At 33.2% G+C, this 15,092-nt stretch carries 16 protein-coding genes; all 16 read left to right on the top strand.

The window, feature by feature from the left end:
* The first annotated feature begins 29 nt into the window (after positions 1–29).
* Positions 30–1,784 carry an asparagine synthase (glutamine-hydrolyzing) gene (gene asnB, locus BLW74_RS03025; RefSeq protein WP_089689967.1) on the top strand — a complete coding sequence of 585 codons (1,755 nt, stop codon included), beginning with the start codon at positions 30–32 and terminating at the stop codon, positions 1,782–1,784.
* A gap of 146 nt (positions 1,785–1,930) precedes the next feature.
* Positions 1,931–3,070 carry a glycosyltransferase gene (locus BLW74_RS03030; protein WP_167358364.1) on the top strand — a complete coding sequence of 380 codons (1,140 nt, stop codon included), beginning with the start codon at positions 1,931–1,933 and terminating at the stop codon, positions 3,068–3,070.
* 75 nt (positions 3,071–3,145) lie between these two features.
* Entirely contained in the window at positions 3,146–4,054 is a 909-nt protein-coding gene (locus BLW74_RS03035; protein WP_167358365.1) for an EpsG family protein, read from the top strand.
* A gap of 37 nt (positions 4,055–4,091) precedes the next feature.
* The gene (locus BLW74_RS03040) at positions 4,092–5,015 is read left to right on the top strand and encodes a glycosyltransferase (protein WP_089689970.1); all 924 of its coding nucleotides are present in this window, start codon (positions 4,092–4,094) and stop codon (positions 5,013–5,015) included.
* The gene (locus tag BLW74_RS03045; protein WP_089689971.1) at positions 5,008–5,592 is read left to right on the top strand and encodes a sugar transferase; all 585 of its coding nucleotides are present in this window, start codon (positions 5,008–5,010) and stop codon (positions 5,590–5,592) included. The genes BLW74_RS03040 and BLW74_RS03045 overlap by 8 nt, the downstream gene beginning before the upstream one ends.
* Positions 5,585–6,544, top strand: a complete 960-nt coding sequence (locus BLW74_RS03050; RefSeq protein ID WP_089689972.1) for a methionyl-tRNA formyltransferase — start codon at positions 5,585–5,587, stop codon at positions 6,542–6,544. The genes BLW74_RS03045 and BLW74_RS03050 overlap by 8 nt, the downstream gene beginning before the upstream one ends.
* A complete protein-coding gene (locus BLW74_RS03055) occupies positions 6,541–7,215 on the top strand; it encodes a PIG-L deacetylase family protein (RefSeq protein WP_089689973.1) in 675 nt (224 codons plus the stop codon). Before BLW74_RS03050 ends, BLW74_RS03055 begins: the two co-directional genes overlap by 4 nt.
* Before the next feature lie 348 nt (positions 7,216–7,563).
* Positions 7,564–8,574, top strand: coding sequence for a 3-oxoacyl-ACP synthase III family protein (locus BLW74_RS03060; protein ID WP_089689974.1), 1,011 nt, complete (start codon positions 7,564–7,566; stop codon positions 8,572–8,574).
* 12 nt (positions 8,575–8,586) lie between these two features.
* Positions 8,587–8,817 (top strand): acyl carrier protein, encoded by a 231-nt coding sequence (locus BLW74_RS03065; protein ID WP_089689975.1) that lies wholly within the window; start codon positions 8,587–8,589, stop codon positions 8,815–8,817.
* A 2-nt stretch (positions 8,818–8,819) separates the two neighbouring features.
* Positions 8,820–9,848, top strand: coding sequence for a 3-oxoacyl-ACP synthase III family protein (locus BLW74_RS03070; protein ID WP_089689976.1), 1,029 nt, complete (start codon positions 8,820–8,822; stop codon positions 9,846–9,848).
* Positions 9,849–9,850: 2 nt separating this feature from the next.
* Positions 9,851–10,927 (top strand): aromatic ring-hydroxylating oxygenase subunit alpha, encoded by a 1,077-nt coding sequence (locus BLW74_RS03075; RefSeq protein ID WP_089689977.1) that lies wholly within the window; start codon positions 9,851–9,853, stop codon positions 10,925–10,927.
* Positions 10,928–11,653: an SDR family NAD(P)-dependent oxidoreductase gene (locus tag BLW74_RS03080; RefSeq protein WP_089689978.1), complete on the top strand. Its 726-nt coding sequence runs from the start codon at positions 10,928–10,930 to the stop codon at positions 11,651–11,653.
* Positions 11,631–12,278 carry a NeuD/PglB/VioB family sugar acetyltransferase gene (locus tag BLW74_RS03085; RefSeq protein ID WP_089689979.1) on the top strand — a complete coding sequence of 216 codons (648 nt, stop codon included), beginning with the start codon at positions 11,631–11,633 and terminating at the stop codon, positions 12,276–12,278. Before BLW74_RS03080 ends, BLW74_RS03085 begins: the two co-directional genes overlap by 23 nt.
* Positions 12,278–13,357: a ferredoxin--NADP reductase gene (locus BLW74_RS03090; protein WP_089689980.1), complete on the top strand. Its 1,080-nt coding sequence runs from the start codon at positions 12,278–12,280 to the stop codon at positions 13,355–13,357. The genes BLW74_RS03085 and BLW74_RS03090 overlap by 1 nt, the downstream gene beginning before the upstream one ends.
* A 9-nt stretch (positions 13,358–13,366) precedes the next feature.
* Positions 13,367–14,503: a DegT/DnrJ/EryC1/StrS family aminotransferase gene (locus tag BLW74_RS03095; protein ID WP_089689981.1), complete on the top strand. Its 1,137-nt coding sequence runs from the start codon at positions 13,367–13,369 to the stop codon at positions 14,501–14,503.
* 14 nt (positions 14,504–14,517) lie between these two features.
* Positions 14,518–15,087 (top strand): sugar transferase, encoded by a 570-nt coding sequence (locus BLW74_RS03100; RefSeq protein ID WP_089689982.1) that lies wholly within the window; start codon positions 14,518–14,520, stop codon positions 15,085–15,087.
* Positions 15,088–15,092 lie beyond the last annotated feature (5 nt).

Here is a 15,092-nt window from a genome sequence, read left to right on the forward strand (position 1 = left end):
TATAATATAAAATTTAAAACAAAAATCAAATGTGTGGAATAGCAGGAATTATAAGTCAAAGTAGAGAAATTTTAACTTACCAGCAATTAAAAAAAATGACGGATGCTATTGAGCATCGCGGGCCTGATGGTGAAGGACAATGGATAAATGATAGTAATGTAGTAGGGTTAGGACACAGAAGGCTGTCCATTATAGATTTATCTGATGCAGGAAGCCAGCCAATGCATTATTTAGACAGATACAGCATTGTTTTCAATGGTGAAATATATAATTACATCGAGGTTAGAGAATTTCTGAAAACAAAAGGATATACATTTGTTTCAGATTCTGATACGGAAGTATTAATGGCTAATTTCGACTATAAAAGAGAAAAGTGTCTTGAAGACTTTGATGGTATGTTTGCTTTTGCTCTTTGGGACAAAAAAGAACAGACCTTATTCTGCGCAAGAGACAGGTTTGGAGAAAAACCGTTTTTTTATCACCAAAGCAACAATAGTTTTTATTTTGGATCTGAAATGAAAGCCCTTTGGAGCGCAGGTGTTCCGAAAGAAACAAATAACAGAATGCTTTTCAACTATTGGCATTTTGGTTATATTAATAATTCAAATGATTTATCTGAAACCTTTTATAAGGATATTTTTTTACTTGAACCGAGTCACTATATTGTTGTAGATCCTAATGGTAAAATTCTGAAAAAACAAAAATATTGGGATATTGATTATAAAAATCAATTGGAAAAAATTGATTTTAATGAGGCTAAGGATACATTTTTCAGATTATTTGAAACCTCAATAAGCAGAAGACTGCGCTCCGATGTAGCTGTGGGAACAAGTTTATCAGGAGGTCTTGATAGTTCTTCAACAGTTTGTATGATTAATCATATGAAGGTTAATAATGTGGAGCAAAAAACGTTCTCTGCTCGTTTCCCTAATTTTATCAAAGATGAATCTGTTTATATAGACAAGGTATTAAACAGTGTCAACGCAAAAGGAATAAGCTGCTTCCCAACTACAGAAAGCATGCTCGCTAATGTTCAGGAGATTATTCATCATCAGGAAGAACCATTCGGTACACTAAGTATTGCTGCTCAGTACGAAGTAATGAAATTAGCCCGAGACAATAATGTTATTGTGCTACTGGATGGGCAGGGTGCAGACGAATACCTTTGCGGTTATCATGGTTTGATAGATTCTTTCTTTATTGAATTAAAAAATAAAGATAAGAAAGCATATAAGGAACAATTGGAAACGTATAAGAAAGTACATGCTTCAAACCAGATTAATAGTGTGTCAAGAAGACTCAGAAATAATTTTCTGAAAGAGAAGCTATCTGATGCCCAAATAGACAGATTACTGGGCATAAAATCCGGCATTGATAATTTTACAAAGAAAGATGCCAAAAAGGATCTGTATTCTAAATATAAGAATGAACAGTTTGAAAGAAAATACAGTGCTTCATCATTAAATGAAATGCTTTATCATGCAACTTTCAGAGGAGGCTTACAAGAATTGTTAAGATATGCCGACAGAAACTCTATGGCACATTCTTTAGAAGTTCGATTACCATTTTTATCTCATGAATTGGTAGAATTTGTATTTACCTTACCATCAATATGTAAGGTAAATAATGGTTTTTCTAAATATATACTTAGAGAAGCGATGAATGATATCGTACCAAAAGATATTGTCTGGAGAAAAGATAAGATTGGATATGAACCGCCTAATAATAAAACTATTGATGGGCTTTCATTAAAAAATTATTTGGTAAGAGAAATTGGCCTTTAATTAAGGGCTATTTCCAGAAGTTTAAATTAAGAAAAGGTTACTATTTATTTATGAAGGTTTGCTATCTAAGTTGGGGAGAAACTCCCAGGTCATACGGTGTTTTTGGATCACAGGTTTTAGGACAGTTTATCGAAACAAGAAAACAAATGCCCGAAAGTGAATTTTATTTCATTTCTGGAGTTCCTATTATACATAGTGGGTTAGTGAGAGAAAAACTGAAATATAATGAGGAAGTAAGCAAAGTAAAGACCAAGCTTGGAGATATAAAATTTGCTTGGGTTCCTATATTCTGCCCTCAGAATATAGTATATTCTTCAAGACACTTTTTCAATTTTCTTGTATATGGAGCGGACATTCTACTAAAAAAACAATTTTTAAAGATTAAACCGGATATCGTACATTGTAGATCTTATGGAGCAGCCTGGGTAGCTTTAAAAGTGAAACAAAAGTATAAATTAAATTATAAAATCATATTTGATGCCCGAGGTCTTTATCCGGAAGAGCATGCCTTGAAAAATAACTTTTCTAATACTAATAAAAACTATTTATTTTTAAAAAAAATTGAGAAAAAACTTTTAGATGAATGTGATTTGACAATTGCCGTATCGGATACAATGAAAAATTATTTTGAATCTCTGAAGGCAAAAAAAGTGGAATGTATCTATTTAAGCGCTAACACTGAAAAATTATTTACAGAAAGGGAAAAGAATAAAGATGAAGTGGTATTTGGCTATGTAGGAGCACTAAGTGAAAGTACTTGGCACAGAACCTCCGAATTACTGAAACTATATCAGAAACTAAGACTCACTGTAAAGAACCCGAAGATTCATATCATCACAACTTCCAGCCACCATGATGTAAAAGAGATGTTTAAAGAAATTCCTGAAAATGAAATTTATTTATCTTCAACCCGTACTGTGGATGAATTGAAAGAAGAAATGAAGAAATTTGATTTTGGAATAATGTCTTATTTTAATGCAAAAAATGAATTTCAGCTTACTTTAAGTGATATGGTTTTAGCCGTAAAATCAGCTGAATATTTAGCAGCAGGTCTTCCGATGATTGTTAATAAAAAATGTGGGGGTATTTCATACATTATCAATAAACATAATTTAGGAATTGCCTACGATCCAGATTCATTCGATGAAATTAGTACAGAGAATATTTATAGGTTTGTAAATGATAATAAAGATGCAGAAAGATCTCAACTATCATTAGAGTTGTTTGATTACAAAAACAATGCAATTCGGTACATGAATTATTATAAATCTTTAGTAAAGCAATAAATGTATTTTTTTATAGTATTACAATTATTTTTATACATCTTTTCTATTAAATTATTAAAGCACAAACCACTATTTGTGGCACTTACTATACTTCATCTTATCGTATGTTTTATAGTACGTGATATGACTCCGTTTTCTATAAATGCAGATTACGATGCTTATTATTATGGTTATGGAGATCTTGATTTCAGTACTCCATGGTTCCTGAGACTATTCCGGGAGCCTTATTTCTATTACTTAAAAAGCATAGCAGGTCTATTTGCTTTTGATAAAAAAGAAATGTTTAATTATATTTATTATTTCAATTTTTCAATAAGTGCACTATTTTTTATATGGCTTGCTCAATTAAAGGATGTAGCGTTATGGAAAAAAGTAATATTCTATGTCATTTATTATTTCTTATTTTCATTTACTGTTCTCAGAAACTCTCCGGCATATATTTTAGTAACAATATTATTTTATTATCTACAAAGAGATAAAAGATGGTATTGGGGATATTTGGCATTTTTTGCCCATATCAGTAGTATAATTGCGTTAGGTGTATCTGTTTTTAAAAATAAAAAACCGACATTCAAATTTTTAATCTATGCTATTTCTGCATGTGTACTGATATTTGTATTTTCAAAGATACCAATATTCTCTGCACTGCTTTTTAAATTTGATGCATACTCTACCCTTGCGAGAAAGGCTTCTATCTCTCATATAGTATTTTTTCTGGCATTTAACTGTGCAACTATTTTTGTATATTTTAAAAACAGAAAAATCGTATTCAACAACGTTTATATTTTATTATATCTTATTTGTGTTGTTTTATTTACCATAAACCCGGTAATGTTTTTTCGATTTTCGATTTATGCTATTTCCTACTTGATAACAAGCCCTACCGAAAAACTGACAAGTATAGATAAAATTCTTAATAATGCAGTGTTTTTACTCTTCTTTTATTTTATATATACTTTTAATGCCAATAATATAACCATATAAATTATTAATAAGATACCCATAAAAATCACTATATGTTATGAAAAAAGTTATAGTATTGATATCTACCTACAATGGAGAAAATTTTATTAGAGAACAGATGGATTCTATTCTGATGCAGCAGGATGTAGAAATAGAAATTCATGTAAGTGATGATAATAGTAGGGATAATACAGTCAATATTATTAAATCTGAATACTCTGATAAAATTTCAAATTTAAATATTAATAAAATAGGTACAGGAGCAGCTGCAAAAAATTTCTTACAGCAGCTAATGAGGCTTTCAGAATCTGATACCTTTGATTATGTAGCATTATCTGACCAGGATGATATATGGAATCCTAGAAAAATGATAGCAGCAGTTGAAGCATTAGAGAAATCGAACTCAAAGATGTATGCTTCAAATCTGACAATTTGGAATAATAGCGACAACAGTACACAGTTATTCAAAAAAGATTTCCCCCAAAAAAAGTACGATTATCTTTTTGAGGGAGGAAGTGCAGGATGTACTTATGTACTGACAAGAGATATAGTTCTGGAACTTCAACAGATAATAAAAAATATAGATTACTCAGAATGGCCAAATTTTTCACATGATTGGCTGCTTTATTTTTTAGTTAGAAATTTGAATGAGAAAGTATTTATAGATGGTAATCCTTATATCAATTACCGAATTCACGATCAAAATGTACATGGCCATATGAATACTTTGTCTGTAAAAATGATTAAAGAGAGAACAAAATTATTTTTTAATGGATGGTATCATCATCATGCCTTACATTACAAAAAATTATTACAGAGCAATTCCTTGGAATATAAAATTTTAGATAACTTTACAAAGTCATATTTTTCACGAATGGGAGTTTTGTTAAAATATAATTTCCAATTAATGCGTGATAACAAGAAATTTTTAATGTTTTTTTTCTTTACAATGATAAACTTTAAAACACCAAAAGATGTATAGAAGAATTATTAAAAGATTTTTAGATATTATTATTTCGTTTACCGTTATTTTATTCTTATTCCCTCTATTTTTGGTAGTTTATATCTTAGTTAAATTAGATAGTCCAGGGAAGTTTTTTTTCTTTCAGGAAAGGTTAGGATACAAAGGACAAGTATTCAAAATCTATAAGATACGTACTATGTACGATAAGGAAAGAGTTGCAGATAGGGAAATATTAAAAGGAGATGTAGAAGTAACAAAAATAGGTCACTATTTAAGACGTTTCAAGATAGATGAACTTCCACAAATTATTAATGTTTTTCAAGGTGATATGTCGTTAGTAGGACCAAGACCATGCTTGCCTAGACAATTGGAAGAATTTAATGAAGACGGGAAGATGCGTATTAAGGTAACTCCCGGTCTTACAGGTCTTGCACAAGTAAACGGGAATATTCATTTATCATGGGAAGAAAGATGGAAGTATGACAGAGAATACGTTGAAAAACAAAGTCTTTTATTAGACTTAAAAATTGTATTTAAAACCTTTTTGATACTTCTTAACGGCGAAGATAAATATATAAAACGTCCTAATGTATAGAATATTAGTAATAGGAGCTGTAAACTCTACAGCAAGGATCATTCAAAAGCTTATCAGCCATAAGCTGGAGATAGTTGGTGTATTAGGGCATGAACCTAAAGATAAAAACAAAGTTTCTGGTTGGGCAGATTTAGCTTCATTGTGTCTCAATTCAGGAGTTGATTATAAAAGTTTTGTAAAAATCAATGATGAAGAAAATCTTAACTGGGCTAGAGAGAAAAATGTAGATATTATTTTTGCTGTTGGGTTCTCACAATTACTCTATTACCAGTGGTTTTCAGTTGCCAAGTTGGGGTGTATAGGTTTTCATCCTACAAAGCTTCCGTTAGGAAGAGGAAGAGCTCCCCTGGCATGGGTTACTCTAGAACAGACTCATGGCTCTGCAACATTTTTTCTTATGGGAAAGGGCGCAGATGACGGACCTATTTTTGCTCAGTCTATTTTTAAAATTGAAGAAAATGATGATGCTGGAAGTGTTGAAACCAAAATTTTAGACCATATTGATATTGCGTTAGACCAATGGCTGCCAGAGTTGAAAGACGGTTTATGGAATCCAGTTCCTCAATGTGAACACTTAGCTTCTTATTATGGGGTTCGTAAAGAGGAAGATGGACTGATCAACTGGAATGATAATGCTCAATATATTAACAGACTCATTAAAGCGGCATCAAAGCCTCATCCAGGAGCTTACACCTATTGTAAGGATGAAAAAATTACTGTTTGGTCCTGCCGTTTGGAGAAAGACCTTCAATTCAAAGGAGTTATTGGAAGAGTCCTGTTAAAAAATGAAAAACAGGAATGCCTTATTCAGACAGGAGAAGGATTGTTATGGATAGAAGATTATGAGTTTAAAGAACAGCCTGTTATCCAAATTAATGTAGGAGATAAACTTGGATACAGCATAGAAGACGAAATTTATAGAATAAAAACCATATTAAAAAATAATAAATGAATAGAGTAGTAGTAGTAGCACCACATGCCGATGATGAGATAATTGGATGTGGAGCAACCATTGCCAGACATATAAAATCAGGAGATGAAGTAACTGTAGTTGTTGCAACTAATGCTTCTCTTGGAGCTCCAGAACTTTATAGACAAGACCAAGTAGAAAATACACGCTCCGAAGCTCTTGCCGCACATAAGTTTTTAGGAATAAAAGAAACCATTTTTATGGACTTCCCAGCTCCTGCCCTTAATGCTTTTCCCGAATTCAAGATTTCCTTGGAAATTTCCAAAATATTCAATAGAATAAATCCTACACATTTATATCTTCCTCATCCCGGAGATATTCATCAGGATCACAAAGCGATCTATAGAGCTTCCTTAGTAGCTGCCAGGCCACAAGGAGAAAATAAAATTTATAATATATACTGTTACGAAACGCTTTCTGAAACAGAATGGACCCCAATGCAAGAGAAAGCTTTTATCCCAAATCATTTTGTGGATGTAACGGATGTATTCTCAAAAAAAGCAGAAGCAATGAAGTTTTTTGGCTCACAAATAAAAGAATTTCCTCATTCCCGATCAACAGAAGCATTTGAAGCTTTAGCAATGTATAGAGGTGCTACGGTAGGAGTAGCAAGGGCAGAAGCCTTTGTAGTAGAAAGACAATTGGTTTTGTAGTTAAAAATTGAATTAATCTTTTGTTTGTGAAATAGAAACTTACAAAGAAATTCGTTAAAAGATAAGGGAATAAAAAGGATATATATATTTGTTAGTACTACTATCGCTTTTACAAAAACACCTATCTTTGTGTAGCAAATTTCAGGTGAGAATAGGGAATAAGAATTGAATATCAGAATTAAAAAAACAGAGAAAAATATTATATCTCTAATAATAAAGATGCTGGGTATTATTCACTTTTAGGTTTAATTTAAGATTGTTTTACTGATAAAATAGTCGCTTTCAAATAAGTAGGAATTAAAGGTAAGATAATAGCAAAGCCGAAGAATTTAAAGGATCAAAATAAATATGGGAGCACAAATAAAAAAAATAGAATATGTATTTCCTGAAATTGTAGTTACAAATGAAGATTTGAAAAGAGATTTTCCGGATTACGATTTCGAAAGGTTTGAAGAAAAAGTAGGAATTAAAAAAAGATATATTGCAGGCGGAAGCGAAACAGGCTTAGATCTTGCTGAAAAAGCATGTAATAAGCTGTTTGAGAATTTTGATAAACAAAAAATAGACTACATATTATACTGTACACAAAGCCCGGAATATTTTCTTCCGACAACAGCCTGCATTCTTCAGGATAAATTAGGGCTGAGAACAGACATCGGCGCGTTGGATTTTAATTTAGGGTGTTCTGGTTTTACCTATGGAGTAAATTTAGCCAATGCTCTTATCTCTTCTGGGCAGGCAGAAAATGTTTTGCTGGTTACTGCAGAGACGTATTCAAAATTTATCCATCCAAAAGATAAAACAAACAGATCCATCTTTGGAGATGCAGCCGCTGCAACACTTATTAGTAAAACTGAAGAAGATCATATTTTCAAGTTTAAATTCGGGACCGATGGTTCCGGATATGACAAGTTGATCATTAAAAACGGATGCAGCAGATTTCCTTTAGATCCGAATGCTGAAGAAATAGGATATGGTACAGATAACATCTATACAGATAATCATTTGTACATGAATGGTCCTGAAATTTTCAACTTTACAACTAAAGTTATTCCTAATTTTGTGAAAGAAATTATGGAAGTCAATAAGATGGAAGTAGGTCAGGTTGACCAATTTGTTTTTCATCAGGCCAATTCTTTTATGCTGGACTTCCTGCGAAAAAGAATTAAAATAGACAAAGAAAACTTTTATAATGATCTGTCTGATGGAGGAAATACCGTTTCATGTACAATCCCTATTGCATTAAAGAGGTATACAGAGCGTTTGGATAAAGATCAGGAACTTACTCTTGCAATTGTTGGGTTTGGAGTAGGATTATCATGGTCAGGAGGAATCATTAAAATAAATAATAAACTTTAACAATAGAATAAAATGAATATTGCAGATTTTACATCACAATTACAGGAAGAATTAGAATTGGAAATTGATTTGACTCCGGAAACGGATCTGTCTCAATTAGAAGAATGGGACTCTATGGCTGCTATGATCCTTATCGGTTTCGTATCAGATAATTTTGGAGTATTGCTAAACGGTGATGATATCGCTAAAATTACAACAGTAAATTCTTTGGTTGAAAGAATCGGAGAAGATAAATTTGATTAATTATGTTTCAGGAGTTTAATAATGTTTCGATAGAGTATATCAGTTCCAGCGTTCCGATTCAAGCAGTTGGGAATTCTTTTTTTTCAACATTGTTAACAGAAAAAGAAATAAAAGTTTTTGAAAAAACAGTTGGTATCAAAGAAAGAAGATGGGCAGATAAAGGAGTTACGGCATCAGATCTTGGATTTGCAGCTGCAGAAGAATTACTGAAGCAGGTTGACAAAAGCAGGATCAAAAGCCTTATCTTTCTTTCACAGACATCAGATTATAAAATTCCTTTCACTTCCAATATTTTACAGGATAAATTGGGATTGCAGCAGGAAATTCTGTGTTTTGATATCAATGCAGGCTGTGCAGGTTTTATTCAGGGATTAAGTACGGCTTTTTCCATTGCTTCTACTTTAAAAGAAGGAGAAAAAGTATTGCTGATTATTGGAGAAACCTTATCAAAGATTTTATCACCTACTGATAAAAGTACCAATATGCTGTTTGGCGATGCTGCCTCAGCTATTTTGGTTTCGAAAAACAGCAGCGCTGATCAGTCATATTTCAATTTCTTTTCAGATGGAGCTAATCATGAAGCCATTATAATTCCTGAAGGAGGCTATAGAAAAAACATCACAAAGGATAGCTTTGATTCTGAAAACGAATCAGGTCTGTACCTTAATATGAACGGAGCAAAAGTGTTTGATTTTACATTAAGAGAAGTTGCTCCCAGTATCAAAAAAATTGAAGAAGAATCATCAGTCAATCTGTCAGAAATTGATGGTTTCTTCTTTCATCAGTCCAATAGATTTATTATCAAGCAGATCAGTTCACTATTGGGAATAGATAATAATAAAGTTCCGATTAATATTGAACGTTTCGGAAACACAAGCGGGGTAACCATTCCTTTATTAATCACTACGAATCTGGAAAACCTTGAAAACAAGTCCAAAGTTTTATGTAGCGGTTACGGATCTGGTTTATCCTGGGGAAACTGCATCATTAATCTATCGGAAACAAAAATTTTACCATTAAAAGAAATATAAACATGAAAGCATTAATACTTCCCGAGCATTATTACAGAAATGATGTTTTAGAAAAAGAACATGAACTTTTGTTTCAGCAGACTTGGTGCTTTATAGGTTTTAAATCTTTTTTGAAAGAAGAAAATGACTTTATCACTCAGGACATCGGAGGAATTCCGGTAGTTGTACAAAACTGCAGAGGTACGATAAAAGCATTTAAAAATATTTGTTCACACAGACACTCAATTATTCAGGTTGAGCAGTCCGGTAACAGACCTTTGATGTGCCCCTATCACGGATGGGCATACAATGATAAGGGAGTTCCTACAGGGATTCCTAAAAAACCTTTATTCAAATTCACTAAAGATGAATTAGAGTGCTTAAAGCTTAAAGAATATAAAGTAGATTTTTGTGGAGAGCTCATCTTTGTTAACCTCTCTAACGATCCGTCAGAATTGAAAGATTTCATGGGTGATCTGTATGATGAAGTTGAAAAAATGAGTAATAATTTCGGAGAATTGGTAGATATTAATGATATGGTCATTAATGCCAATTGGAAAATTTTAGTTGAAAATACCTTGGAAAGTTACCACGTTAATCTTATCCACGAAGAGACCTTCAAAAAATTAGGAGCCGGAGGAATGGAATTTACTTTTATTAAAGAACATTCTGTTTGGGATGCAACGCTTTTAGCAGGTGAAAATGAAGGTAAAAATGCTAAAATTCACTCGCCTTATCAGAACAGAGAATATAAGATTTCAGGTTATAAGCACTTGGTTGTATTTCCAAATGTGTTGATTTCCAGTACATATGGTGTTTCCTTCAATTTGTCTTACATTACTCCTATTGATAGCAATTCTTCAAAATTTGTCAGTTACGTTTTCTTAACAAAAAAAGAAGATGAGAAAGCAAATCCTACATTGGAAAGCATCTATAAACAGTCATTGATAAGCTTTAACAGAAAAGTTTTCGATGAAGACAAAACAATTTGCGAAAAAGTACAGATCGGAGTAAAAAAATCACCTTTTACAGGAGAATTAAGTGATGAAGAAGCAAGAGTGTGCGAATTCCAGAAAAACTATAAAAAATACATTGATTAAATGAATATTATTCTTACCGGAGCTACTTCAGGAATTGGTTTTGAAACCATGAAAGATCTTGTTAAGGACGGCCATAAAGTGGTAGCAGTAGCACGAAATTTTGAAAAGATTCAGGATTTTTTGAATGAAGCTAAAGATAATGTCGTTTGCTGTCCATTGGATTTATCAGAAGTTTCAGAAATTGAAAATTTGTTTAAAAATTTAGATTTTTCTGAAAAGTTTGATGCGCTTATACACTGCGCAGGAATGGAAGAAACAGTTCCGCTTACATTATACAATCCCGAAAAGATTGAAAGAATATATAAGCTAAATGTATTTTCAGGCATTGAATTGCTCAGACATTTTACAAAGAAAAAGTACAGCAATGATGGGGCAAGTGTGGTCTTCATGTCATCAGTGATGGGAGTATTGGGGCAACCGGGAAAAATAGGGTATTGCTCTACAAAATCTGCAGTAGTAGGTTTGGTAAAATCTGCCGCCTTAGAATTCGCGAAAAGAAAAATAAGAGTGAATGCAGTGCTTCCCGGGGTAGTTGATACTCCAATGACGCAGAATCTATTTTCACAGTTGAGCGAAGATAATGTAAAAGAGATTGTAGACATGCACCCTCTTGGAATCGGAAATACAGAAGATGTAGTTCCCGCAATAAAATTTTTAATATCTGATGGTTCAAAATGGATCACAGGTCAAAATATAATAATCGATGGAGGATATTCAGTACAGTAAAGAATCTGTAATTATTGGAGCCGGAGGTCTTGGAAGAGAACTCTTGAGTTTTATCAACCACTCCCGTAAATTTAATGGCAATGTTCCTAATATTGTAGGATTTGTGGATGATAATCAGACAGCCTTAGACAAATTCAATCTTGATCTGCAGGTGATTGATTCATTATCCAATAATGATTTAAATAAATATGAAAGTATTTTACTAGCAATCAATAGCTCTGATCTAAAAAGAAATATCTTTTCTAATACTGATAATTCCAAGATACACGGTTTTGTTCATCACACTTGTATTATTGGTGACCGAACCAAAGTAGATCAGTCCGTAGTGCTTTTTTCCAACGTTCTGATATCATGCGATGCAGAGGTTTCAAAAGGAGTCTTTATCAATTGCGGAACTCAGATTGGCCACGATGTCTTTATTGACGAGTTTACGAATATTATGGCGAATGTAGATTTGGGCGGACATTGTAAAATTGGAAAAAATGTGTTGATTGGGACGGGATCAACCATCTATCCCGGAGTGAAAATTGCTGACAATACCATTATCGGAGCCGGAAGTGTAGTTTTCAGAAATATTAAAGAAGCCGGAACTTATGTAGGAAATCCTGCAAAAAAAATATTTTAATGACATCCATGAGAAATGTATTTCACAAACTCAAAGTAGCAGATAAATCTTTTTTAACAGAAGATGCTGTATTATTGACTTTTGATGTCACCGAAGATCTTAAAAGTTCTTTTGTTTTTGAATCAGGTCAATATGTTACTTTGAAGTCAGAAATCAACAACGAAGAAATCAGGAGATCTTACTCAATTTGTACAAGCCCTGAAGAAAATTCTTTATCGGTTGTGGTAAAAGCAATAGATGGTGGTGTATTTTCAACCTTTGTTAAAAACAGAATTGAAGTAGGGGATGATTTGGAAGTAAGTGTACCGGAAGGAAGATTTGTTTATCATATATCAGAAAATTCTGCCAAAAATATTTTTTTAGTAGCTGCAGGAAGTGGAATAACTCCTATTATTTCAATTGTTAAGAATATTCTCAATAATGAGCCGTTAAGTAAAGTTACATTGCTTTTTGCCAATAAACAGATTGAGGATACTATTTTTCTGGATCAGCTAAAAGCTTTGGAAGCTCAGTTTAAAGAGACTCTAAAAGTAATTTACATATTTAGTAGGAAAAAACAGGAACATCATCATTTTGGACGTATTGATTATGACTTTTTAGATACCCAAATTCATAAGGAACTGGATGTGAAAAGTTTTTCGGAATTTTACACCTGCGGACCTGAAGAATTGGTAAAAACTGTTCATGATTATCTTCTCTCTATTGAAATTCCAAAGGAACTTATTAAAAGTGAACTTTTTTATTCTTTGGAAGGTGAAGTGGGTATCGAAGAAATTATTTCTGAAGAAGTAAAATCCGGACAGACAAAAGTTGAAGTAATTATTGATCAGGAATCTCATTACGTAACTGTTGACCATAAAAATAATCTCCTGGAGTCTTTATTAAACGAAGGCCTTGATATTCCGTACTCATGTAAAAAAGGAAACTGTAGCAGCTGTGTAGGAAAAGTGATTTCAGGTACTGTAAATATGAAAGAAACAGATGTTTTAATGGACTACGAAATTGAAGACGGATTTATCTTAAGCTGTCAGTCCGTTCCAACCTCTGAAGAATTAACCATTTCATACGACGAATATTAATAAATTATTATGAATTCAAAAATCTGGTTATCCTCTCCACACATGGGAGGTAACGAACAAAAATATATCAATGAAGCTTTCGAAGAAAACTGGATCGCTCCATTAGGACCAAATGTTAACGGTTTTGAAGAAGACCTGGAAAAGTTCCTGAATCAGAACGTAAAGGTTGCCGCTTTATCAGCAGGAACAGCAGCTATTCACCTGGCTTTAATTGAAGCTGGTGTTCAGCATGGGGATGAGGTAATTTGCCAGTCTATGACGTTTTCTGCATCGGCCAATCCAATAGCTTATTGTGGTGCCAATCCTGTTTTTGTAGACAGTGAACCAGATACATGGAATATGTGCCCGAAAGCATTGAGAGAAGCCATTGAAGACAGAATTCAGAAAGGTAAAAAACCAAAAGCTGTTATTGTTGTTCACCTATACGGAATGCCGGCAAAAATGGATGAAATTACCGCTATCGCTAAAGAATTTGGAATAGATTTGATTGAAGATGCTGCTGAGGCTTTGGGATCCACCTACAAAGGAAAGGCTTGCGGAACATTCGGACGTTTCGGAGTGTTAAGCTTTAACGGAAATAAGATTATCACTACTTCAGGTGGGGGTGCACTGGTATGCCATACCCAGAAAGATAAGGATCAGATTGTTTTCTTATCCACTCAGGCAAGGGATAATGCTCCTCACTATCAGCATTCACATATTGGTTTCAATTACAGAATGAGTAATGTTGTGGCAGGAATAGGAAGAGGACAAATGGAAGTTCTGAAAGATAGAGTTTCTGCCCGCAGAGCGATGCATGATTTCTACCTTGAAATTTTCAGTACTATTGAAGGAGTAACCGTATTTACAGAACCAGATAGTGATTTTTATTCGAATCACTGGTTATCTGCAGTCATTGTTGATCCGGAAATTACCGGGAAGAACAGAGAAGGTTTAAGACTTGCTTTTTTAGAAGATAATATCGAGTCAAGACCACTATGGAAGCCCATGCATCTTCAGCCTGTTTTTGAATCTGCCCCTTATTACGGAGGAAACATTGCCGAAAAACTCTTCGATAACGGATTATGCCTTCCCTCAGGCTCTAATTTATCCGATGATGACAGAGAGAGAATAACAAAAGTAATCCATACTTACTTTGAAATTTAATAGTACACATTTGAATGAATCAGTATAAATATTGGAAAGTAATTTTTGATTTTATATTAGCAGTAGTACTTGTGTTGCTGTTTATGCCAATACTGATCATTTTGTTTGTGGTTGCAAGTCTGGACACATCTTCCAATGGTATTTTTTTTCAAACCCGGATAGGGCAGTACGGAAAACCATTTACTATTTTTAAGTTTAAAACAATTCATGAACATAAGAGAACATGCTCCGGAACAGGGCAGGCTCTCAGGAAATTTAAATTTGATGAACTTCCGCAGTTGTTTAATATTTTGAAAGGTGAAATGAGCTTTGTCGGACCCAGACCTGATATTGAAGGGTATTATGACAAACTTACCGGGAAAGACAGAAAAGTACTGGAACTCAAGCCAGGATTAACGTGTGAAGCAAGCATAAAATACAGAGATGAAGAAAATATTCTGAAAAATCAGAATGACCCATTAGCATATAATGATGAAATACTTTTCCCCAATAAAGTAAAAATGAATCTTGAATATTTTGAGACCATGTCTTTCAGAAATGACGTCAGGATTTTGTTTAAAACAGTAAAAACCGTATTGAAATAGAATTT

The sequence above is a fragment of the Chryseobacterium culicis genome, from assembly GCF_900108365.1.
In the GTDB taxonomy this organism is placed as follows: domain Bacteria; phylum Bacteroidota; class Bacteroidia; order Flavobacteriales; family Weeksellaceae; genus Chryseobacterium; species Chryseobacterium culicis.

What these genes read in the sequence shown, in the direction of transcription:
- asnB (WP_089689967.1), top strand. Translation starts at nt 30, where the DNA reads ATGTGTGGAATAGCAGGAATTATAAGTCAAAGTAGAGAAATTTTAACT.
- BLW74_RS03030 (WP_167358364.1), top strand. Translation starts at nt 1,931, where the DNA reads ATGCCCGAAAGTGAATTTTATTTCATTTCTGGAGTTCCTATTATACAT.
- BLW74_RS03040 (WP_089689970.1), top strand. Translation starts at nt 4,092, where the DNA reads ATGAAAAAAGTTATAGTATTGATATCTACCTACAATGGAGAAAATTTT.
- BLW74_RS03045 (WP_089689971.1), top strand. Translation starts at nt 5,008, where the DNA reads ATGTATAGAAGAATTATTAAAAGATTTTTAGATATTATTATTTCGTTT.
- BLW74_RS03050 (WP_089689972.1), top strand. Translation starts at nt 5,585, where the DNA reads ATGTATAGAATATTAGTAATAGGAGCTGTAAACTCTACAGCAAGGATC.
- BLW74_RS03055 (WP_089689973.1), top strand. Translation starts at nt 6,541, where the DNA reads ATGAATAGAGTAGTAGTAGTAGCACCACATGCCGATGATGAGATAATT.
- BLW74_RS03060 (WP_089689974.1), top strand. Translation starts at nt 7,564, where the DNA reads ATGGGAGCACAAATAAAAAAAATAGAATATGTATTTCCTGAAATTGTA.
- BLW74_RS03065 (WP_089689975.1), top strand. Translation starts at nt 8,587, where the DNA reads ATGAATATTGCAGATTTTACATCACAATTACAGGAAGAATTAGAATTG.
- BLW74_RS03070 (WP_089689976.1), top strand. Translation starts at nt 8,820, where the DNA reads ATGTTTCAGGAGTTTAATAATGTTTCGATAGAGTATATCAGTTCCAGC.
- BLW74_RS03075 (WP_089689977.1), top strand. Translation starts at nt 9,851, where the DNA reads ATGAAAGCATTAATACTTCCCGAGCATTATTACAGAAATGATGTTTTA.
- BLW74_RS03080 (WP_089689978.1), top strand. Translation starts at nt 10,928, where the DNA reads ATGAATATTATTCTTACCGGAGCTACTTCAGGAATTGGTTTTGAAACC.
- BLW74_RS03085 (WP_089689979.1), top strand. Translation starts at nt 11,631, where the DNA reads ATGGAGGATATTCAGTACAGTAAAGAATCTGTAATTATTGGAGCCGGA.
- BLW74_RS03090 (WP_089689980.1), top strand. Translation starts at nt 12,278, where the DNA reads ATGACATCCATGAGAAATGTATTTCACAAACTCAAAGTAGCAGATAAA.
- BLW74_RS03095 (WP_089689981.1), top strand. Translation starts at nt 13,367, where the DNA reads ATGAATTCAAAAATCTGGTTATCCTCTCCACACATGGGAGGTAACGAA.
- BLW74_RS03100 (WP_089689982.1), top strand. Translation starts at nt 14,518, where the DNA reads ATGAATCAGTATAAATATTGGAAAGTAATTTTTGATTTTATATTAGCA.